The 19,289-nt window shown below is 41.0% G+C and carries 20 protein-coding genes and 1 tRNA gene; 8 read left to right on the top strand and 13 right to left on the bottom strand.

Features of this window, described 5'->3' with window-relative positions; all coding sequences use genetic code 11:
- From amrS to QAI40_RS07985, 7 genes are all read left to right on the top strand, one after another.
- On the top strand, nucleotides 1–1,011 hold the full coding sequence (gene amrS / locus QAI40_RS08015; protein WP_299980484.1) for an AmmeMemoRadiSam system radical SAM enzyme: 1,011 nt from the start codon (nucleotides 1–3) through the stop codon (nucleotides 1,009–1,011).
- The gene (locus QAI40_RS08010; protein WP_299980518.1) at nucleotides 998–1,864 is read left to right on the top strand and encodes a UbiA-like polyprenyltransferase; all 867 of its coding nucleotides are present in this window, start codon (nucleotides 998–1,000) and stop codon (nucleotides 1,862–1,864) included. Before amrS ends, QAI40_RS08010 begins: the two co-directional genes overlap by 14 nt.
- Nucleotides 1,861–2,463 carry a UbiX family flavin prenyltransferase gene (locus QAI40_RS08005; RefSeq protein ID WP_299980482.1) on the top strand — a complete coding sequence of 201 codons (603 nt, stop codon included), beginning with the start codon at nucleotides 1,861–1,863 and terminating at the stop codon, nucleotides 2,461–2,463. The genes QAI40_RS08010 and QAI40_RS08005 overlap by 4 nt, the downstream gene beginning before the upstream one ends.
- A complete protein-coding gene (locus QAI40_RS08000; RefSeq protein ID WP_299980480.1) occupies nucleotides 2,460–3,776 on the top strand; it encodes a CCA tRNA nucleotidyltransferase in 1,317 nt (438 codons plus the stop codon). Before QAI40_RS08005 ends, QAI40_RS08000 begins: the two co-directional genes overlap by 4 nt.
- The gene (locus QAI40_RS07995) at nucleotides 3,749–4,936 is read left to right on the top strand and encodes an MFS transporter (protein ID WP_299980477.1); all 1,188 of its coding nucleotides are present in this window, start codon (nucleotides 3,749–3,751) and stop codon (nucleotides 4,934–4,936) included. Before QAI40_RS08000 ends, QAI40_RS07995 begins: the two co-directional genes overlap by 28 nt.
- A gap of 105 nt (nucleotides 4,937–5,041) precedes the next feature.
- Entirely contained in the window at nucleotides 5,042–6,289 is a 1,248-nt protein-coding gene (gene serB, locus QAI40_RS07990) for a phosphoserine phosphatase SerB (protein ID WP_299980475.1), read from the top strand.
- Complete coding sequence (locus tag QAI40_RS07985; protein WP_299980473.1) at nucleotides 6,282–7,601, top strand: (Fe-S)-binding protein; 1,320 nt, start codon at nucleotides 6,282–6,284, stop codon at nucleotides 7,599–7,601. Before serB ends, QAI40_RS07985 begins: the two co-directional genes overlap by 8 nt.
- Here the strand turns inward: QAI40_RS07985 and queC are convergent.
- From queC to mnmG, 8 genes are all read right to left on the bottom strand, one after another.
- Complete coding sequence (gene queC / locus QAI40_RS07980) at nucleotides 7,576–8,265, bottom strand: 7-cyano-7-deazaguanine synthase QueC (protein WP_299980471.1); 690 nt, start codon at nucleotides 8,263–8,265, stop codon at nucleotides 7,576–7,578. The two genes, QAI40_RS07985 and queC, sit on opposite strands and share 26 nt — an antisense overlap.
- A gap of 8 nt (nucleotides 8,266–8,273) precedes the next feature.
- Entirely contained in the window at nucleotides 8,274–8,918 is a 645-nt protein-coding gene (locus tag QAI40_RS07975; protein ID WP_304511545.1) for a 7-carboxy-7-deazaguanine synthase QueE, read from the bottom strand.
- Nucleotides 8,919–9,299 carry a 6-carboxytetrahydropterin synthase QueD gene (gene queD, locus QAI40_RS07970; RefSeq protein ID WP_299980467.1) on the bottom strand — a complete coding sequence of 127 codons (381 nt, stop codon included), beginning with the start codon at nucleotides 9,297–9,299 and terminating at the stop codon, nucleotides 8,919–8,921.
- A 110-nt stretch (nucleotides 9,300–9,409) separates the two neighbouring features.
- Nucleotides 9,410–9,486 (bottom strand) — tRNA-Met (locus QAI40_RS07965).
- A 45-nt stretch (nucleotides 9,487–9,531) separates the two neighbouring features.
- A complete protein-coding gene (locus QAI40_RS07960) occupies nucleotides 9,532–10,974 on the bottom strand; it encodes a zinc-ribbon domain-containing protein (protein ID WP_299980466.1) in 1,443 nt (480 codons plus the stop codon).
- Nucleotides 10,975–10,990: 16 nt separating this feature from the next.
- On the bottom strand, nucleotides 10,991–11,506 hold the full coding sequence (gene hpt, locus QAI40_RS07955) for a hypoxanthine phosphoribosyltransferase (RefSeq protein ID WP_299980464.1): 516 nt from the start codon (nucleotides 11,504–11,506) through the stop codon (nucleotides 10,991–10,993).
- A gap of 26 nt (nucleotides 11,507–11,532) precedes the next feature.
- Nucleotides 11,533–12,480 (bottom strand): J domain-containing protein, encoded by a 948-nt coding sequence (locus QAI40_RS07950; protein WP_299980462.1) that lies wholly within the window; start codon nucleotides 12,478–12,480, stop codon nucleotides 11,533–11,535.
- 76 nt (nucleotides 12,481–12,556) lie between these two features.
- Nucleotides 12,557–14,440 (bottom strand): tRNA uridine-5-carboxymethylaminomethyl(34) synthesis enzyme MnmG, encoded by a 1,884-nt coding sequence (gene mnmG / locus QAI40_RS07945; RefSeq protein ID WP_299980460.1) that lies wholly within the window; start codon nucleotides 14,438–14,440, stop codon nucleotides 12,557–12,559.
- Nucleotides 14,441–14,648: 208 nt separating this feature from the next.
- Here mnmG and QAI40_RS07940 point away from each other — a divergent pair, with 208 nt between their 5' ends.
- The gene (locus QAI40_RS07940) at nucleotides 14,649–15,449 is read left to right on the top strand and encodes a hypothetical protein (RefSeq protein WP_299980458.1); all 801 of its coding nucleotides are present in this window, start codon (nucleotides 14,649–14,651) and stop codon (nucleotides 15,447–15,449) included.
- 54 nt (nucleotides 15,450–15,503) lie between these two features.
- Here QAI40_RS07940 and QAI40_RS07935 read toward each other — a convergent pair whose 3' ends face one another.
- From QAI40_RS07935 to QAI40_RS07920, 5 genes are all read right to left on the bottom strand, one after another.
- The gene (locus QAI40_RS07935) at nucleotides 15,504–15,839 is read right to left on the bottom strand and encodes an inorganic pyrophosphatase Ppa (protein WP_299980456.1); all 336 of its coding nucleotides are present in this window, start codon (nucleotides 15,837–15,839) and stop codon (nucleotides 15,504–15,506) included.
- 94 nt (nucleotides 15,840–15,933) lie between these two features.
- Nucleotides 15,934–17,133 carry an ImmA/IrrE family metallo-endopeptidase gene (locus tag QAI40_RS07930; protein WP_299980454.1) on the bottom strand — a complete coding sequence of 400 codons (1,200 nt, stop codon included), beginning with the start codon at nucleotides 17,131–17,133 and terminating at the stop codon, nucleotides 15,934–15,936.
- Entirely contained in the window at nucleotides 17,114–17,428 is a 315-nt protein-coding gene (locus QAI40_RS17180; RefSeq protein ID WP_367278881.1) for a type II toxin-antitoxin system HigB family toxin, read from the bottom strand. The genes QAI40_RS07930 and QAI40_RS17180 overlap by 20 nt, the downstream gene beginning before the upstream one ends.
- Before the next feature lie 358 nt (nucleotides 17,429–17,786).
- Complete coding sequence (locus tag QAI40_RS07925) at nucleotides 17,787–17,987, bottom strand: hypothetical protein (RefSeq protein ID WP_304511544.1); 201 nt, start codon at nucleotides 17,985–17,987, stop codon at nucleotides 17,787–17,789.
- 221 nt (nucleotides 17,988–18,208) lie between these two features.
- A complete protein-coding gene (locus QAI40_RS07920) occupies nucleotides 18,209–19,018 on the bottom strand; it encodes an SH3 domain-containing protein (protein WP_299980452.1) in 810 nt (269 codons plus the stop codon).
- Nucleotides 19,019–19,289 lie beyond the last annotated feature (271 nt).

Raw genomic sequence — 19,289 nt, 5'->3', positions numbered from 1 at the left:
ATGGAAACCCTGATCTATGAAAAATTGGATAAAAAAAGAGTAAAATGTCATATCTGCCGTCATTTTTGTCTAATCAAAGACGGGAAAAGAGGCATCTGCGGGGTTCGCGAAAATAAAGGCGGCAGGCTTATGTCTCTGGTATATCCAAAAGTGATTTCAACCAGCGTTGATCCCATAGAGAAAAAGCCTGTTTTCCATTTAAAACCGGGGTCATATTCTTATTCCATTGCCACAGTGGGATGTAATTTTAAATGCGCTTTTTGCCAGAATTCCAATATTGCCCAGATGCCGTCGGATTACGATGGTCTGATCCAGGGAAGAGATTTTTTTCCTGAAGCCATTGTCAAAGAAGCCATAAAAACAGGTTGCGACAGCATCTCATATACGTATACAGAACCTACTGTTTTTTTTGAACTGGCCTTTGAGACGGCCAGGCTTGCTAAAAATCAGGGCCTGTTAAATATTTTTGTCACCAATGGTTATATGAGCACAAGAGCTCTTGAAATGGTTTCCCCCTATCTTGATGCGGCTAATGTGGATCTAAAGGCATTTAATGACAGGTTTTACCAGACTTATTGCAAGGCAAGGCTTGAACCGGTTAAAGAAAATATCAGCTATATGAAGGAGTTGGGAATCCTGGTGGAAATAACTACTCTTCTCATCCCCGGCTTGAATGATGATGAAAATGAAATTTGTGCAATGGCAGACTATATTGCCAATGATTTGGGTCAGGAAACACCCTGGCATATTTCAAGATTTCATCCCTGCTATAACATGATGGACAGACCAGCCACCCCTGTTTTAGCATTGGAAAAGGCATATGAGGCAGGTAAAGCTGCGGGTCTTAGATACGTCTATATTGGAAATGTGTCAGGTCAGTCGTCTGAAAATACCTATTGCCATTCCTGCAACGAACTTTTAGTGAAACGATATGCTTATCAGATAGAAAGTTTTTTGCAGAAACAAGGAAAATGCCCTCAATGTGACACAACTGCCTATGGAATATATTAAAAATAAAATACTGATTTACGGGAGAATGATTAAATTTCCCCATACAATTTTTGCGCTTCCCTTTGCGCTGTCTGCTGTAGCGATGGCCTGGGAGAATCATTCGCCTTCAGCCTGGGATTTTATCTGGATTCTCCTGGCTATGGTGGGGGCAAGGTCTGCTGCCATGGGATTTAACAGGATTGTGGATGCGGATATTGATCTTAAAAATAAGAGGACAGCGATAAGGGAAATTCCTTCAGGGCTGTTGTCAAAAAAAGAATCTTTTCTTTTTGTCGTACTCTCATCTCTGGTATTCATTTTCTCCGCAGGCATGCTGTCACGCCTTTGTTTACTGCTTTCCTTTCCCGCCTTGTTTTTTCTATTGTTTTATTCCTATACCAAGCGGTTTACAAAATATTGTCATCTTTATCTTGGATTTGCCATCTGCCTTGCACCTGTGGGGGCCTGGGTGGCGATTGCCGGGACCCTGTCGTGGAGCATCGTTTTCCTTAGCCTTGGCCTTTTGACCTATATTACCGGGTTTGATATTCTTTATTCCTGCCAGGACATTGATTTTGACAAAAAGGAAGGGCTTTTTTCCCTGCCGTCAAAAATTGGCCCGGAAAAAGCCATGCGCATCTCTTCCGTGCTTCATGGTTGTACCTTTGTTTTTCTTTTGGCCACATACGCAACCTTTGGTATGCACCCGGTTTTTTTATTGTTTTTAGGGATCATTGGTCTCCTTCTGATTGCAGAGCATAAGCTTGTTAAATCCGATAACTTAACGCATATTAATATAGCGTTTTTCCATATAAATTCAGTGATTTCGATTCTCCTTTTTATCGGGGTACTGACACAGGGCTTTTTAAAATGAAAAATAAGACGGTTATTGTAGCCATCAGCGGCGCTTCCGGGTCCATCTATGGGGTTAGGCTGATCAAGGCCCTTTTGGAAGCAAAGACCCGTGTAATGGTAATCCTGTCAGACTCAGGCGTGAGCGTTCTTGAACATGAGATGGGGTATAAAAAAGAAGATTCTTTTAAAGATTTTTTGATTTCCTGTGGAGTTGAACTAAAACAGGAAACCGATCTCGAAATATTTTTTCAGGATGAGATATCGAAAGCACCGGCCAGCGGCTCGTTTGTTCATTCCGGCATGGTGGTTGTCCCTTGTTCCATGAAGACCCTTGCAGGGATCGCTTCCGGGTTTGCAGACAATCTGGTCACACGGTCGGCTGATGTCAGTTTAAAAGAGAAGCGGCCTTTGATTCTTGTTCCAAGAGAAACCCCCTATAACCTGATACATCTTGAAAATATGACAAGGGCAAGCCGTGCCGGTGCTGTGATCCTGCCGCCCAGCCCCTCGTTTTATACGTTTCCCAAGACCATTGAAAACCTGGTAGATACTATTGTCGCAAGAATTCTTGACCACCTTGAAATTGCCCATGAACTTTCATCAAGGTGGGGATCTTGATTCATCAAAAGAGTAAAGAGACCATCCGGTTTATTTTAGACAGGTTTAAGAAAAATGGATTCCAGGCCTATATAGTAGGGGGTGCTGTCAGGGATATCATATTGCAAAGAACGCCGGATGATTTTGATATCCTGACTAATGCATCCATAAAAGAGATACAATCCCTTTTTTTGGGGCAAAAAGTTAAAACAGTTGGAAAATCTTTTCCTGTTTGTATTGTGGATGGTGTTGAGATTTCTTCCGGGCGGTCGGCATTTGATATTTCTGATTTTCCTGAATCAGATCTGGCCAAAAGAGATTTTACCATTAATGCAATGGCCTATGATTCCATCACAAAAAAGATCATTGATCCCTTTAATGGAAAAAAAGACCTTGAAGATGCGATTATCAGATTTACAAGGGACCCTGAAAAAAGAATCCATGAAGACCCCGTCAGAATGATCCGGGCCTGCCGGTTTGTGGCCATGATAGACGGGCCGCTTTCCTTATCTTCCCTTGAGGTTATCCTTGGGAATAAGGATCTGCTGGATAGATCTGTTGCCAAAGAGAGAATCCATCATGAAGTTATGAAAGCACTTGGTTTGGAAAGGCCTTCCCTGTTTTTCAAGGCATTAAAAAAGACAGGGCTGTTGGTTAAAATTTTTCCAAGCCTTGATCGGTGCCGTGGCCTTGACGGCGGTCCTCATCATGGCGAGACTGTATTTGACCACAGCATGCTGGTGGGTGATGCTTTATCGCCCCGTTTTCCAATTTTAAGGCTTGCAGGATTCTTACATGATGCAGGAAAATTTGATGCCGCAAAAACAAATGAGGGCAAGTTGACATTTGCAGGGCATGAGAATCATACCCGGCCCATAGTTCATGATCTTACCACATTAAGATTTTCTGCTAAGGATATCACCTATATCACGTCTTTGATTAAAACTCACATGAGGCCGTTGACCGATCAGACAACGCCGAAAGCAGCCAGAAGGCTGCTGGCAGTGCTGGATAAACACGGACTTGATTACCGGGATTTCATGAGAATGAGGATCGCAGACAAAAAAGGAAATTTGGCTAAAAGACCCTATACTATTTCTGAAATCCGCATCCGGCTTAAAAAACTGTTCCTTGAGATGGCGGAACGATCCGCTTTTCAGATGAACCGTCTTGAGATCACCGGGAATGATATTATTCAGCTCACAGGCGTTGTGCCCGGTCCTGATATTGGTAAGATTAAGCAGATGCTGTTTGAAAAGGTATTGGATGATCCTGAACTGAATAATTATAATGATTTAAAACAGATATGTCGTTCCTTGAAAATAAGAAAATAATTCTCGTATTTGGCTGCTTAACGATTTTTTTCCCGGGAGCCTTTGTGTTTGGCTTTCCCGGTGTCATGGCATCGGAATGGCAGGCGCTTTTTCATGTGAATAAAGCGCAAATTGGAAGGTTGATGTTTTTTATCCTGGCCGGGACAGGATTTTCAATGTATCTGGCCGGAAAGCTACAGGAAAAAATACCAAGCCGTTTTATTATTTTTACAGGCAGTCTTGTCTGCTCTCTTGCCATGATTTTTGTCGGGCGGGCAAGTGCTATTGAACACGTTTATATCTGGGCTTTTAGCGAAGGCTTTTTCTGCGGATTTGTCTATATCCCGTGTCTCACCATTTTCCAAAGAATGTTTCCTGAAAACAAAGGGCTGATTACCGGTGTCCTCAATTTAACCTTTGGGGGTTCAGCAGCCGTCATGTCGCCGGTATTTACCTATCTTCTGGTTTCAAAAGGCTATGGGTTTACATCCAATTTTGCAGCAGTAATTTCCATTTTTTTGGGAACATCATTTGCTTTGTTCATAAAGATCCCGGGGAAGGAGAAGGATCAGGGGAAACAACAATTGTCAACATTGTCTTTGAAAAAGACGTTAAGACTGTCATCCTTCTGGTTCCTCTGGTTTGTGTGGGCCTTGTCCGGGGCAGCCGGGGTCTCCTTGATAGTTCTTGCTTCTTCTTTTGGGGCGCACCTGGGATATGGTATCACACAATATGTTTATATATTGACCTGTTTTAATGTGTTAAACGGGCTTGGCCGCCTGGTTTGCGGAAGACTGGCAGATATTTATTCCAAACAAAAAATATTGGTGACCGTCTTTCTGATGGCAGCTCTTGCCTATTTTCTGATGCCGTGGTTTATCAATCTTTATATCATCAGTTTTTTAGCCTGCTTTATCGGGCTTGCCTTTGGCGCTCTTTTTACTATTTCAGCCCCATTGGTGACCGAGGTTTTCGGGCTTGAAAATTTCGGGAAAATTTTCGGATTGGTATTTACGGCATATGGCTTTTTTGCAGGATTTTTAGGTCCCTGGCTGTCAGGTATAATCCTTGATATAACCGGTTCAAATTTCAGGATGGTATTCAGTTTATTTGCCGTATTTTATCTTGTTTCATCAATGTTGATTCTTAACGTGAAAAAGCAAAAAAAAACAATGATATGAGGACCGGAATATTTGAACAAACACCTTAAAATGCTTGCAAACCATTGCCAAGCAGAGATATAAATGCTTAACATAATTATATGACAGAATTGAAGGATATGGGCAATGACTGATGTTGTATTGATAAATATTACCGGCAGAGACAGAAAAGGGCTTGATGCAAAGTTTACAGGGATTCTGGCAGAATACGATGTCAATATCCTGGATATTGGCCAGGCCGTAATCCATGAGCATATTTCCCTTGGAATCCTGGCTGGGATTCCTAAGTCAAAAGATTTTTCTCCAATTTTCAAGGATATGTTGTTCGAGGGCCACAACATGGGGCTTAAGATAGATATTAAACAGATTGACTCTGAGAATTATGAAAAATGGGTCCATGCCCAGGGAAAAGAAAGAAGAATCATTACCCTTCTTGGCAGAACGTTAACAGCCCAACAGATTTCCGCTGTTGCATCAATAATTGCAGATAATCATTTGAACATTGACAGCATCACACGTCTTACCGGAAGGATTTCTCTTAAGAACGCGCAGGTTAATCCAAGGGCGAGTGTGCAGCTTTCCGTCAGCGGCAAGCCTTTAAATCTTCTTGATATGCGAAGAAGGTTTATGGAGATTTCCCAGAAAGCTGGGATTGATATATCTTTTCATGTGGATAATATTTACAGGAAAAACATGAAACTGGTTGTCTTTGACATGGATTCAACATTGATCCAAACTGAAGTCATTGTCGAGCTGGCAAAATTGGCCGGTGTCGGAGATCAGGTGGGCAAAATCACTGAATCTGCCATGAGAGGGGAGATAGGTTTCAAAGAAAGCTTCAGAAAAAGAGTGGCCCTTTTAAAAGGGATAAAACAAGAGCAGTTGGGCAAAATATCAAGGGATCTGCCATTGACCGATGGTGCGTATCTGGTCACCAAAACCCTGAGAGGCCTGGGATATAAGCTGGGTATCCTGTCCGGAGGATTTACCTTTGTCGGTGAATATTTAAAGGAGCAACTTGGGTTTGATTATATGTATGCCAATCAGCTGGATATAAAAAATGGCGTGGTGACCGGAGATGTTGTCGGTGATATTGTGGATGGCGAGAAAAAAGCAATATTACTAAGACAGATTGCTCAACAGGAGAACCTTGCCCTTGAACAGACCATTGCCGTTGGTGATGGAGCCAATGATCTTCCCATGATCAGCATTGCAGGCTTAGGGGTCGCCTTTAATGCCAAACCTGTTGTTCGGCAGAATGCATCCAATACCATTTCAAGTGTTGGCCTTGACGGGCTTTTATACCTGATCGGTCTTCATGAAAGAGAGATTAAACAGGAAGTCGGACAGACAACAGAGTATTCATATGGATAGAATGCAACAGCTTGCTCGTGATGTGAGAAAGCTGGAAGATCAACTTGCCGTGTGTACCCGTTGCGGGATGTGCCAGGCAAATTGTCCTTTGTTTGCCCAAACCCGGAAAGAAGCAGATGTGTCAAGGGGCAAACTTGTTCTGCTCAATGGATTGATCGATCAGATGTTTGATGATGCAAAAGGGGTGAATGAGCGCCTTCAAAGATGCCTTCTTTGCGGGTCTTGCGCCCATGGTTGCCCCAGCAATGTGAATGCTGTTGAAATATTTTTAAAGGCGAGAGCGATCATTACTCAATATCTTGGATTATCGTTTTCTAAAAAAATAATATTTAAAAAAATTCTGTCCAATCCTGAAACATTCAATGGCATCATGGGGATGGCCGCCTTATTTCAAAAATTTTTTTTCAAAAAGGAACAAAATCTCCAGGGAACCTCCTGTGCCAGGATTGCTTCGCCGCTGCTGCGGCATCGACATATTGTATCTCTGAAAGAGACAGCCTTTAACAGAACGCTTGAGGGCCAGGATTTAAGGATCGAAGGAAAAGGTGTAAAGGTGGCTTTTTTTGTCGGCTGTTTGATAGATAAAGCATTCCCAAAAATAGCCCACAGCGTGGTTGACGTGTTAAAATACTTTAATGCCCAGGTTTTTATTCCTTTCAATCAGGGGTGCTGCGGCATCCCTGCAATCGCATCAGGAGATGTTGAAACCTTTGAGACCCTTGTGAAAACCCATGTAGACCTTTTTTCAAGGGGAAAATTTGACTATCTTGTGACGGCCTGCGCCACATGTTCATCAACCATTATAAAATTATGGCCCGCCCTGTTAAAACATTTGGATAAAAAATTATTAAGGCAGATTGAAGCGCTGGCCCGAAAAACTGTGGATATCAGTTGGCTGATGGAAAAACGCTTTGACCTGTCCGCAGTAATTTCAGACGGTGAGAGGGAAAAAAATATTATTACCTATCACGATCCCTGCCACCTTAAAAAGTCCCTTGGGGTATTTAATGAGCCACGGCAAGTCATTCTTGCTTCCGGCAATGAATTAAAAGAAATGGCAGACAGTGACACGTGCTGCGGCATGGGAGGCAGTTTTAATTTTGCGCATTATGATATTTCATCTCAAATCGGCCTTAAAAAAGCCAAAAATATTATTGATACAGGATGTTCAACCGTAGCAACTTCCTGCCCCGCCTGTATGATGCAGATTTCTGATATGCTGGCAAAGCTTCAACAGCCGGTATTGGTCAGGCATCCGGTGGAGATTTTTGCTGAAACACTTCTTGCTAATAGTAAGGCGTTGGATCTTTAATTCCCGCTTTTTTAAATCCTTTAATCCTGTGAAGACAACTGTCACACCTGGCACAGGACTTGCCGTTCCTATCCGGATCATAGCAGGAAATGGTCAAAGAGTAGTCCACCCCTAACTTATTTCCTGTTGTAATGATTTCAGCTTTGGAAAGATGGATTAAGGGGGTTTCAATCTTCAGTACGGCTTCTTTTGTCACCCCGGTTTTGGTGGCAAGATTGGCCATTTTTTCAAACGCTTCAATAAAGGCGGGCCTGCAGTCGGGATAACCTGAATAATCCACGGCAGTAACGCCAATATAAACGGACGTGGCCTTTAGAACTTCTGCCCAGGCCATGGCATAGGACAGGAAAATAGTGTTTCTGGCCGGAACATAGGTGATGGGGATCCCATCTTCCTCGATATCATCAATTGAGTCATGTTTGGGAACATTTATTTCATCGGTCAGGGCAGACCCGCCAAATTGTCTTAAATCAATATCAATGATTTTATGGACCTTTGCCCCAAGTGATCGGGCCACTTTTTTGGAAGCTTCAATTTCTATAAAATGTCTTTGTCCATATCTGAAACTTAAGGCGTAAATGTCTTTGCCCGTTGATTTTGCAATGGCCATTGCAGTGGTGGAATCAATTCCGCCACTGGAAAGTACGATGGCTTTGTCGGTCATGTCTTTATTTAAACCCCTCGTTTATCCGGATCCCAAACGATCTTGTGTTGCTGCAAAGAAAGCCTGGCCAGAAGATTATCTTCAATCATCCAGGCAGCAACGGCTTTGAGTGGTATCTGCCCGAAAACAGGTGAAATATGAATTTTTTTTTGTGAGATTTTAGGTAATTCATTTTTAATGATGGATTTAGCAAATTCATAATCTTTTCGAGAGCCGATGACAAATTTGATCTCATCATGTTCAGTTAAGAAACTTATGTTTTCTGATAAAAAGCTATCAGATTCATTGCTGGAAGGACATTTGATATCAATGATTTTTATGCAGGCCGAAGCTATGTTTTTAATGCTTTTACTGCCGTTTGTTTCAAGGAGTACCTGATAATTTTTTTTTAAAAGGATGGATATCAGGGCGGGTGTGTTATTCTGCAACAGTGGTTCACCACCAGTGACTTCAATCAGGTTGCAATTATATGAACTCACTTTTTTTAAGATCTGATCAAAGGTCATGGAGTGATATTCTTCGTTTGCATAGCGTGTATCACACCATGAACAGCTAAGATTGCATCCCGACAGTCTTATAAAAATGCAAGGCAGCCCGGCAAAGGTGGATTCCCCTTGAAGGCTGTGGAAAATTTCGCAAATATCAAGCCGCAATCATACCTCCTGATAAGAAGATCCGCATCCGGGGCTTTCAAATACCATCACTTTGCTGATGGTTATGTGTTCGGTGTTCAGACGTCGGGAAAACTCGGTATACAAAAACCTGGAAAGGTTTTCAGATGTAGGATTGGTGCTGGCAAACTCTGCAACGTCATTGAGAGTGGTATGATCGAATTTGCTTAACACATCTTTTATAATATCTTTGGCATCCCTGAAATCAACGCCGATACCCAGCTTGTTAAGTTTTGTACACTGAATATATGTTTCAATGATCCAATTGTGTCCATGCATATTGGAGCAGTTTCCATCATATCCTTTCAATGCATGGGCTGCAGCAAAATGATCCTTCACATAAATTTCATAAATACCGGGCATAAAATCTCCTTAAAATAAATCGTCCGATTGATTTTATAAACATTACCATAAACTTTGTTCTGAATCAAAAAAAAGAAACCCCCTTTTAAAAAGGGGGCATTGTATGATCTTGGTAGCGACGCAGGGACTTGAACCCCGGACTCTGCGGATATGAGCCGCATGCTCTGACCAACTGAGCTACGTCGCCAAAAACCCAAAAAAAATATCACAGACACACTTTAATTGTCAATATTTAATTATTTTTTGTTTTTTCAAATCTGATGACTTTGACGGTAAAATTCTGTAATTTTTCAGGGAGATCCGAAAATACAACCATAAAAGGAACACCGGCTCCTGGTTTTATATTGACATTTGAATTATGATTCCCCTTTTTTATGGCAAGAAGTTTATTAATGTCTGAAATGTTTCCTGTTTTGAGCATTTCTTCTGTTATAATATTCCCGCAAAAGGTATTTTTTGTTTTTGCTTCCACCTTGCCTTTAGTGATCAACGCCCCTCGAATTTCAATATGACTGTAAGCAATATTTGAAAGATTTTCCACCCTTCCTGTAATGACAAACAGGGTGCCGGCAGTTGAATTGGTGACAAACCTTCCATTCACACTTTTTTGATTGGGGACAGGCTTGACATCTAATTTTTCGGGGACAGCTTTTTTAAAGTATTGTTCAATAAAAGGGATTTTAATGTCAGATAGATACGGTATTTTATATCCGGTCATGCCACTGGCAATATAGGCTCCTATAACCAAAAAGAAGATCAGCAGCATCACGAGGACAGGTGCCCCGACGAGAGGCTTCTTCTTTTTTTTTCTGGATCTTGGTGTTGTGCCCAGAACGGGTTCGGGTTTTTCAACCGGTGCTTTTTCTTGGGTATCATCTATTTCTATGATTTCTTCTTTAAGAGAATAATCATCGGTTTCGGTTTCTTCTTCAAGAGAATAATCTTCCAGTTCGGTTTCTGTTTCAAGGAGATCTTCGTCCATTTCATCATCAGGAATGTCGGACGCTTCATTTTCAGAATCATCCTCGATATCGAACTCAAGCTCAAATTCATCTTCACCGGCTAATGAATCATCCTCGAGATTTTCATCGAAAGTTTGGTAATCCGAGGCCTGTAAATCTGTTTCATCTTCCATTTTCAAATCTGGTTCACTCTCTGTACTGTCTAAAGAAGCAGGCTCATCTTCAATGGTTTCAAATTCAATGCTGTCAAAATCTTCTTCTTCGGAGTCTTCAAATTCAATGCCGTTACCATCGAACTCCCAATGGCTTTCCTCAAATTCAAGCTCTTGGGATTCGCCATCCTCATCAATTTCCAATTCAGTTTCTTCAAAGGAAAAATCATCATCGACTTCCAGATCAGTCTCATCCATCCCAAGATCAGTCTCATCCATCTCCAGATCAGAACTTTCGGTTTCCAGATCAGAACTTTTTAAGGAAAAGTCGCTCTCTTCCGTTTCAAAGTCAGAAGGTTCTTCAAGGGTGTCGTCATCATCCGGAAAAGATTCAAGATTGAGGTCTGATGATTCTTCAGACTCTTGCTCTGATTCCCGGGGCAATGGAAATGCTGTGAAAATATGTTTACAAACAGAGCAACGGACTTTTGAGCCGTCTTCTTTGACAAGAGAATCGTCAAGGTTGAAACTTGTTGAACACTTATTACAGGTAATAATCATTGGATTCTCCTTATTCCTATAGTTTCAGGTCATAGATGGCTGGAAGATTTCTATATTTTTCATTATAGTCCAACCCATAACCAACAATAAACCCTTTTTCAAGTGAAAAACATGAATAATCAACATCAATTTTTACCTCACGTCGTTCATGTTTGTCAATTAAAGTGCAAATTTTAATGGATCCGGGGTTTAATAATTTTATGAACTCAATTATTTTTAAAAGCGTATTCCCTGTATCCACGATATCTTCCACAAACAGAATATCTTTGTTTTCAAGCTCTAAATCCGGCTGTTTGGTGAAAACGATTTGTCCGGTTGAGGACGTACCTTCATAGGAAGAAGCACCAACAAAATCAATATTATGATCAATGGAAATCTGTCGAGTAAGGTCTGCCAGAAAAATAAACGATCCTTTTAATACACCCACTAAAACCAGATCTTTTTCTTTATAATCACTGGAGATTTTTTGTCCGATTTTTTGAATTTGTTTGTTTATCTCAAGTTCTGAGATTAAGGGAATAAATTCAGGCATAATATAATTTACGTGTGACCTTTAGGTTATAATCCCGTTTTTTCTAATTGTTGAATCAGCTCTTTTTGTTCTGCGGTCAGCTTTTTTGGCATGGTTATATTAATCACAACAAAGAGATCTCCGCAACCATTTCCTTTCATTTGGGGAATTCCGTGTTTGGGTATACGCATCTTTGCCTTGTGATTTATTCCGGCCGGAAGCCTAAGGTTGATGGCCGTACCGTCCGGTGTCACAACTTCTATCGTATCCCCGAGCAGTGCCTGGGTGAGGGTAACCTTTTTTGAAAGCAATACATCATTGCCTTCAATGGTATACCCGTTTGAAGGGATGGGGTTGGATTTAATATAGAGATTGCCTGCAGGGCCACCGTGGGGGCTCATTTCACCTTTTCCGGCAAGTCTGATTTTTTTGCCCCGGGTCAATCCTTTGGGGATTTTTACTTCTATGGCCTTGGCAGTGCCGCCCTGGTTGATGGTGATCGTCTTTTTAGTACCTTTGATAATTTCATGGATGGTTAAAGGGATTTCATATTCAATATCTTTTCCCTTCATTTGAGGTTGTTGCTGTTGTCCAAATCCACCGCCTCCCATATTCTGGGAAAACGGGTTGCCGCCCATACCGGGGCCGCCTCGTTGTCCGCCTCTGCCAAAGGCCGAAGAGAATCCGCCTCCCCGTGAGCCGCCAAACCCGAAGTCCTTTAAAATATCACCCAGATCAAAGTTTCGGAAAATATCTTCCTGTGAGAAGCGTTGCTGAAAATCAGCTGATCCATAGGTGTCATACTGGTTTCTTTTTTCAGAATCACTCAAAACTGCATAGGCTTCACTGATTTTTTTAAAATTTTCTTCCAAAGCCTTATCACCTTTTGTTTTGTCGGGATGATATTTTAAGGCAAGTTTTCGATATGCTTTCTTGATCTGGGAAGCGTCGGCTTTTTTATCAACACCTAAAATTTTGTAATAATCGTCGACCATACATCAGTCCTCGTATAATTTAATTCAATCATTTTAATTATTTATGTTTATTATAGTAAGTTTGAATTTATTCAAGTCAAGTATTGCTTTTTATTTGAAATGCAGAAATTCCAACCATTAATACAGATATGGCAGCTGGTGTCATCCCATCGATCCTGGATGCCTGTCCTAGCGAGTTAGGAAGGATTTGATTCAGCTTCTCCTTAAGTTCGTTTGAAAGACCATGGGCTTTGGAATAATCAAAATTTTCCGGTATGTTTATTTTTTCGAGGTCTTTATATTTTTTTATTTCATTGAGCTGCCGCAGGATATATCCTTCATATTTTATTTGAATTTCAACCTGTTGTTCAGTTCTTTCCAAAACAGGTTCCGGCGGCGGGCAGATTTCTTTCAAAGAGACATAATCAAGTTCCGCTCTCTTTAGAAGCTGCTCAAGTTTCACCCCGTTTGTTATTTGATTTGTACCTTTGGCCAGTAAAAAAGCATTAACCGTTTTGGTGGGCTTCACTACCGCTTTTTTAAGGCGTTGGATTTCTTTTTGCGTCTGGGCCGCAATTTCTTTGCAGAATTTCAAGGTATCATCATCTACAAGACCTAAGTCATTTCCAATCCGGGATAACCTTAAGTCGGCATTATCTTCTCTGAGCAACAGCCTGTATTCAGCTCTTGAGGTAAACATCCGGTAAGGTTCATTTGTTCCTCTTGTTACAAGATCGTCCACCATAACGCCGATATACGCCTGGGAGCGATCAAGGAGAAAAGGGTTTCTTTTCTGGACAGTGCAGGCAGCATTAATACCAGCCCATAATCCTTGCGCGCCTGCTTCTTCATACCCTGATGTGCCATTGATCTGCCCGGCTAAAAAGAGGCCTTTTAGTTTTTTTGTTTCAAGTGCGGCAGATAATTCCAAAGGGTTTACATAATCGTATTCAATGGCATAGGCCGGTCTCATAATTTTGGCTGCCTCAAGGCCTTTCACAGATCTGACAACTTTATACTGGATTTCCAAAGGCAGACTGTTGCCAAGCCCTGAAGCATAAATTTCCTTTGAGTCAATGCCTTCATATTCAAGGATGACATGGTGGCTGTCCCTGTCCGGGAATTTGACGATTTTATCTTCAAATGAAGGGCAGTATCGGGCAGATTTTCCTTTGATATGACCGCCATAAAGCGCTGAATATTTTAGATTTTGTCTGACAATTTCATGGGTTTTCCGATTTGTATTACCCATAAAGCTTGGCAGCATAGGGTTGGGAATATCTGTTGTTGAAAAAGAAAACGGTTTTGGCCGGCTTTCTGAATTGTGGATATTAAATTTGGAAAAATCAATGGTGTCCGCATGGAGCCGTGGTGGTGTTCCGGTCTTCATCCTTCCGATGTTAAACCCAAGCGTTGCAAGATTTTGTGCAAGGCCGATGGATGCGAATTCCCCGGCCCTGCCGGCCTCGATTTTTGACGCCCCGATGTGAACCATTCCTTTTAAAAAAGTTCCCGTTGCAATGACGATGGTCCGGGTTGAGTATTCAAAACCGGTATCATCAATAAGACCTGTCACAGTATTGTTTTCAAGCACGAGTTCCTGGGCCATGGCCTGCTTAAGATCAAGATTTTTTGTTTTTTCAAGGACAGCCTTCATGTTTCTTGAATACAATGCTTTATCATTTTGCGTTCTCGTTGAATGAACAGCAGGGCCTTTTCGTGTATTTAATGTCCTGTATTGAATGGCTGAAGAATCTGTGATTTTTGCCATTTGACCGCCAAGGGCATCAATTTCCTTAACCAGCTGCCCTTTTGCCATACCGCCTATGGAAGGGCTGCAGGGCATGGAAGCAATTTTATCCATATCAATGGTTAAAAGAAGCGTATTACACCCCATGCGTGCAGAAGCAAGAGCAGCTTCGCATCCGGCATGCCCGGCACCGATAACAATGACATCATATGCTTTAAAGTTAAAATTCATAACTTTATAATATATAATTGCTTGAAGCTTTGGTCAATAACATGATTGAAAATTGTTTGTTCCTTTTTGATACTCATGGCAGTTGATTCTGATTATCACAAATACACCTTGCGCTTAAGCGCAACTTATTATATCTGTCTTAATAGTAGGATTCCCCTTTTTAATATGAGGTAATGACGATAAATAATGTAATTAAATGAGAACCCCTATGATTAAAAAACAGTACAGACCCATAAGCCGTGAAGTCGCAGAGAAGATGTCCGGATACATCAAGGCGGGGGCTTCCTACCGGGAGACCTCCAAAGCGTATGGACGCACAATTTTTGCCATTAAAACCGCCTTTGAGGCTCATAAAATTAAAATAGATGACATCTATAAGAACAGGACCAGCGTGTCAGACGCCGCTGTAAAAAAAGCCGTAGGGATGCTTGAATCTGGAGAAACACAGCAACGCACCGCCGAGGTTCTTGGCATCCATGTGATAACGTTAAAAAGGGCTTTCCGGATAAAAGGGATAAAGAAGGATCCTGCCTGGGGGAAAGGCCGGTTATCAAAACAGCAAGACGCCCGTGCCAGGGCACTATTTAAAAACGGATTGAGTTATGGCCAGGTCAGCATAGATCTGGGAATTTCGAAAATTTCTTTATACAGCCATTTTAAAAAAATCCCCAAGCCCTGCTTTGAAATGTCCAAAAGGGAAAGAGCAGAATTAAAACTCCTGCTGACCATGGGCACAGATAGAAAGGTTATTGCCGAAAAATTAGAGACAACGGACTGGTTTGTGTTATACGCAACCGTGAAACTTGGTCTTGAGGATTATTTCAACAGCCTTGAAAAGTGGGATGCCAGGAATAACTTAACCCAGGGGATGATTGAAGAGATCATAAATCGGAAATTCAAAGGGGAAACTACCGGAGCCCTTATCAAAGAATTCAAAACAACCAAACCGACACTGTACCGGCTGTTTTATTTGATCGAAGAGGATTGTATCAAGCGCCTGAAAGACTAAACGGACCTGAGGGCGGAATGAATAATAATTCTGTGTAACTGCCATTATTTTTTGTTAACAGCAGCTATGCTTTATCGTATCAACAATAAAGGGTGTACACTGGATGGCCACACTCTGTTTTTTTACCCAGATGCGAACCATTGGGGTGGATTCTCCTTTTAAATTGGTGATGCTGGATAGCTCTTCGGCACAGGCAATATCTCCAACCCTGAATTCATAATAAAAGGTGTTGTCAGTAAACGGGTCTGCAACTAAGATGACCCGGCTTTTATCATAGGGATGCTTTCTGGGAGATCCGGAAAAAGGGATATGGATATCTTTATCCAGGTTTTTGATATTTCGGTAGGTCTGGATCTCAAATTTTTCTTTTAACCCAAGAAAATTAATCATCTTGTTCTCTCCCGGTCAACTTGAATACTTATTTAGGTGTGATCTTCATTCTTTTTCAGTTTATTATACATCAAATCTGCTAAATTGAACATTTTTAAAAAAAGAATAATTTCCTGACTTCTTTGTGACCAACTTGACGGGATAAAATTCTGTAATTGTTATTTTCGAAACGAATTCGGCCGGCAACTATAGCAGGGTGTACATCCGCCTTTTGTGATAGATCAATAACATCCTTAACTTTACATGTAATCCGTACTTGATGTTCGGCCCACAAATTTTCTGGAATTAGACCTTCTTGGGCGACTCTGTCTGCCTCCAATTCAGTTTCATCTAAAGAATCCCTCAAATCAAGGTCATCAATTATGAATTTACCGTTCATGGCATGAGCATGCCCTAATATGAGATGAGCTAGTTCGTGGGATAAAGTAAACCAGAAATTATCTATTCTATCATACCTTAAACTTAAAGCAATTATTGGAGTACCATTTTTGTCAATCAATACACCGCCATCAAGATAAGTTTTTTTAAAATGAGGGACCACGACCATCTTAATACCTTTACTTAATAAAAACTCACGCACCGCAACGGGACCCTGTTTTATGACACTAAAATGAGCAACTTTTGATATAAAACCAAGATCTAAATCATCTTTTTGAAATTTAATTGAGGTTTCAATTTTTTTTGCCTCAGCCAAAACGCCTAGAATCCAAGCGTGCAAAGAAAAAGGATCATCTTTTTCATTAGACCTTGTTCCTTTTCGAAAACAGGCGGCTTTTTCTCCCAATAAATAGTCATTTGAACTTGATTGTGCTGCAAGAGAGCGAACAATTTCCTCTGCTTGTGTCTTTGGGTCTAAACCGGTCACCCATTTTCTCTTAATGATTTCCAAAACGGGGAAGTTGTCCCAATTGACATCTTCCCCGTTTTTAGGGAAAATGGTTCCCTCTTGAATTAAAACATTTGCAGGTATTCCAAGTTGAGAATGAAGGCAACGAATCATTTTCAATGTTAAATTGCGTTTTCCATTTAGGATTTCAGAGACTCTGGGGCGACTTCCTATGTATGGAATTAAATCAACTTGTTTTAATCCATTTTGGTCCATCATAAAACGGATCGCTTCTATTGGTGATGGTGGGGGCACAGGGTGATTTTCATTTTCATAAGCAGTTACAAGTGTTAGCAAAATTTCAAGTTCATCACCTTCACGAGTTTCGGGTTCAGCACCCCAAAGGTCTTCAATTCTCAATAATGCAGAATCGTAGTCCTGATCTGTTTTAACAGGGTGGATATTCATGCTTCACCTCCGAAGGGCTTATTTTGTTATAATCTTTATGTTTCCCAAACCATTTGATAAAGACCACACTAAATTTAAAATCAACAGCTGCGATTAACCTGTAATGGTTGCCTTTAATGTTAAATACCACTCGGTCGTCTTGAATTAGATCCGCTGTATTAAAAGTCTTCTTCAAATCTGGAAAATGTTTAAAATTCTTACTCTCAATGAGAGCTACCCAGGTCTTTAGTGCACTATCTGCTTCAGGATAACATTTTCGATAAGCATTAATCGTTTTTTTGGCGATAACTCTCATATACTATATTTATATATTCCCATTTTGGTAATGTCAATAGTATTCCCAAATTTGTAACTAAATAAATTCAGAGGAAACGAACTGTATTTTTATCCCGGTGGCCTGAATGCATTTTCAGGGCGGCTCTGACACCAACTCACCGGCTGTGGTTAATGTACAAACCGAAGGAAGATTGAAAAAAGTATCATCAATTGAATTGATAGTACTATTTCGCTTCAGGACTCAGAGTTATATTAATTCCGTATATTTGTCATGCGGTATTGTTGGTATCTGGAAGGACTTATCCAGAATAAATTTTTTACCATGACTAATTAGGCGTGATCTTCATTATTTTTCAGTTTATTATACATCAAATCTGCTAAATTGAATATTTTTTAAAAAAGAACAATTTCCTGACTTCTTTGTGACCAACTTGACGGTATAAAATTCTGTAATTGTTATTTTCGGCCCACAAATTTTCTGGAATTAGACCTTCTTGGGCGACTCTGTCTGCCTCCAATTCAGTTTCATCTAAAGAATCCCTTAAATCAAGGTCGTCAATTATGAATTTACCGTTCATGGCATGAGCATGCCCTCTTCCGACAACCTCACTCTTAGTGAGGCTGAATAGCGTTTTGCCATTGAAAATAATTTGCCTGTATCAAACCGCATCATCAGACTAACGACCAAGCTCACTTGCCGCAAGGGAACGGGCGGTAGCAACAAGCACCGGAAACACCAAAATTGGCAAAAGCCAACAACCCCGCGCCTCTTGCGGTCAATGTGCAGCGCCTGGTTCGGCTATTTACTTTCAATAATATTCGCCTCGATTAGACCACTGTCCTCAAGTAAACATGAAATATTGAATTTCACCTCAAGGTTAAAACTGTTTTTTGCAGTGAATGTTGAAGTGACCCGTGTACGTCCATTTGGATGTTCAGTTATAGCGAGGTCCATTATTCGAGAGAAATCAACGGTGCTGGGATGGGTTGCATGCTGTTTTGCATATGCCTCGCACAAATCAACTGCTTGGGATTTATCAATGTGTTTCTTTTCGGTCAGCCTTTTGTCCTTTTCTACATCTGCTTTTGAAAAAAATGCATTAAAAGCATTGCTTCCTTTGCCGCAGGTGACAAAAAATACTGGATTGTCTTTTGTGCCTTTGCTGCCTGAGATATAGGCTGATGAAGGATCAATGTCTTTGCATCGGGCATTTTCACGATAAACCTTGTTTACGCCAGCTACGATTATTTCTTTGTATGGGCTTGTATTATTGTCCCAAATAAAATCTTTTTCGGTGAATATTTCTTTACCTGCCGCGTCGGTTTGTTTTTTTCTCAAAAACTTACTGAGCACCCAACCTCTATGAGAGTTTGAGAGCCAATCGGGGTCAGTTACCCTGACTTTAGACCATTCCCCCTGCGTACATTCTTCATAGACTGTAACGGTATTATCAATGGTAACGTAGATATTTTTCTTAAAAATTGAAGAAGCCTTTTGGTTGATAATTCTATCGTGATTCGTGCCAGGTCCCGAGCGCACATTAATATCCGAACCATTCACCTTGTATGTTTTTCCTGTTTTCGTACTTGATGAACCACATTCGATCATGTCTCCTGCAACTGCATGGCCATATTGAAATATTAAAAGGGCCAACGGAAGCATGAATATCAATTTGCATTTTGTCATTTTCTTCCTCTCCTTTGAAGCCGAACGTTTGGCATAAGGCGCGGCGGCTTTTTGCCGTCGCCCTTAATGCCGTGGTGTACGCCCGGCACGGGCGTGAACTTATGGGGTGAAAGTCCCCTATACGTGAGTCCTGTTAACATGTGTTTTGTTAACACAAGTATTAGCCGAAAACAAGGGCGGAACCGCGAGGGAC

It is taken from the genome of Desulfobacula sp. (genome assembly GCF_030611305.1).
Classification (GTDB): domain Bacteria; phylum Desulfobacterota; class Desulfobacteria; order Desulfobacterales; family Desulfobacteraceae; genus Desulfobacula.
The sequence above is the reverse complement of the archived record's forward strand: the minus strand, read 5'-3'. Positions and strand labels throughout refer to the sequence as shown.

Bases quoted from the DNA above. Each gene is read 5' to 3' on its own strand.
- QAI40_RS07985 (WP_299980473.1), top strand. From the start codon at position 6,282: ATGGATAGAATGCAACAGCTTGCTCGTGATGTGAGAAAGCTGGAAGAT.
- QAI40_RS07930 (WP_299980454.1), bottom strand. From the start codon at position 17,133: ATGAATATCCACCCTGTTAAAACAGATCAGGACTACGATTCTGCATTA.
- QAI40_RS07995 (WP_299980477.1), top strand. From the start codon at position 3,749: ATGTCGTTCCTTGAAAATAAGAAAATAATTCTCGTATTTGGCTGCTTA.
- QAI40_RS17180 (WP_367278881.1), bottom strand. From the start codon at position 17,428: ATGAGAGTTATCGCCAAAAAAACGATTAATGCTTATCGAAAATGTTAT.
- QAI40_RS07950 (WP_299980462.1), bottom strand. From the start codon at position 12,480: ATGGTCGACGATTATTACAAAATTTTAGGTGTTGATAAAAAAGCCGAC.
- QAI40_RS08010 (WP_299980518.1), top strand. From the start codon at position 998: ATGGAATATATTAAAAATAAAATACTGATTTACGGGAGAATGATTAAA.
- QAI40_RS08005 (WP_299980482.1), top strand. From the start codon at position 1,861: ATGAAAAATAAGACGGTTATTGTAGCCATCAGCGGCGCTTCCGGGTCC.
- hpt (WP_299980464.1), bottom strand. From the start codon at position 11,506: ATGCCTGAATTTATTCCCTTAATCTCAGAACTTGAGATAAACAAACAA.
- mnmG (WP_299980460.1), bottom strand. From the start codon at position 14,440: ATGAATTTTAACTTTAAAGCATATGATGTCATTGTTATCGGTGCCGGG.
- QAI40_RS07935 (WP_299980456.1), bottom strand. From the start codon at position 15,839: ATGATTAATTTTCTTGGGTTAAAAGAAAAATTTGAGATCCAGACCTAC.
- amrS (WP_299980484.1), top strand. From the start codon at position 1: ATGGAAACCCTGATCTATGAAAAATTGGATAAAAAAAGAGTAAAATGT.
- serB (WP_299980475.1), top strand. From the start codon at position 5,042: ATGACTGATGTTGTATTGATAAATATTACCGGCAGAGACAGAAAAGGG.
- queC (WP_299980471.1), bottom strand. From the start codon at position 8,265: ATGACCGACAAAGCCATCGTACTTTCCAGTGGCGGAATTGATTCCACC.
- QAI40_RS07940 (WP_299980458.1), top strand. From the start codon at position 14,649: ATGATTAAAAAACAGTACAGACCCATAAGCCGTGAAGTCGCAGAGAAG.
- QAI40_RS07920 (WP_299980452.1), bottom strand. From the start codon at position 19,018: ATGATCGAATGTGGTTCATCAAGTACGAAAACAGGAAAAACATACAAG.
- QAI40_RS07925 (WP_304511544.1), bottom strand. From the start codon at position 17,987: ATGAACGGTAAATTCATAATTGACGACCTTGATTTAAGGGATTCTTTA.
- QAI40_RS07960 (WP_299980466.1), bottom strand. From the start codon at position 10,974: ATGATTATTACCTGTAATAAGTGTTCAACAAGTTTCAACCTTGACGAT.
- queD (WP_299980467.1), bottom strand. From the start codon at position 9,299: ATGCCCGGTATTTATGAAATTTATGTGAAGGATCATTTTGCTGCAGCC.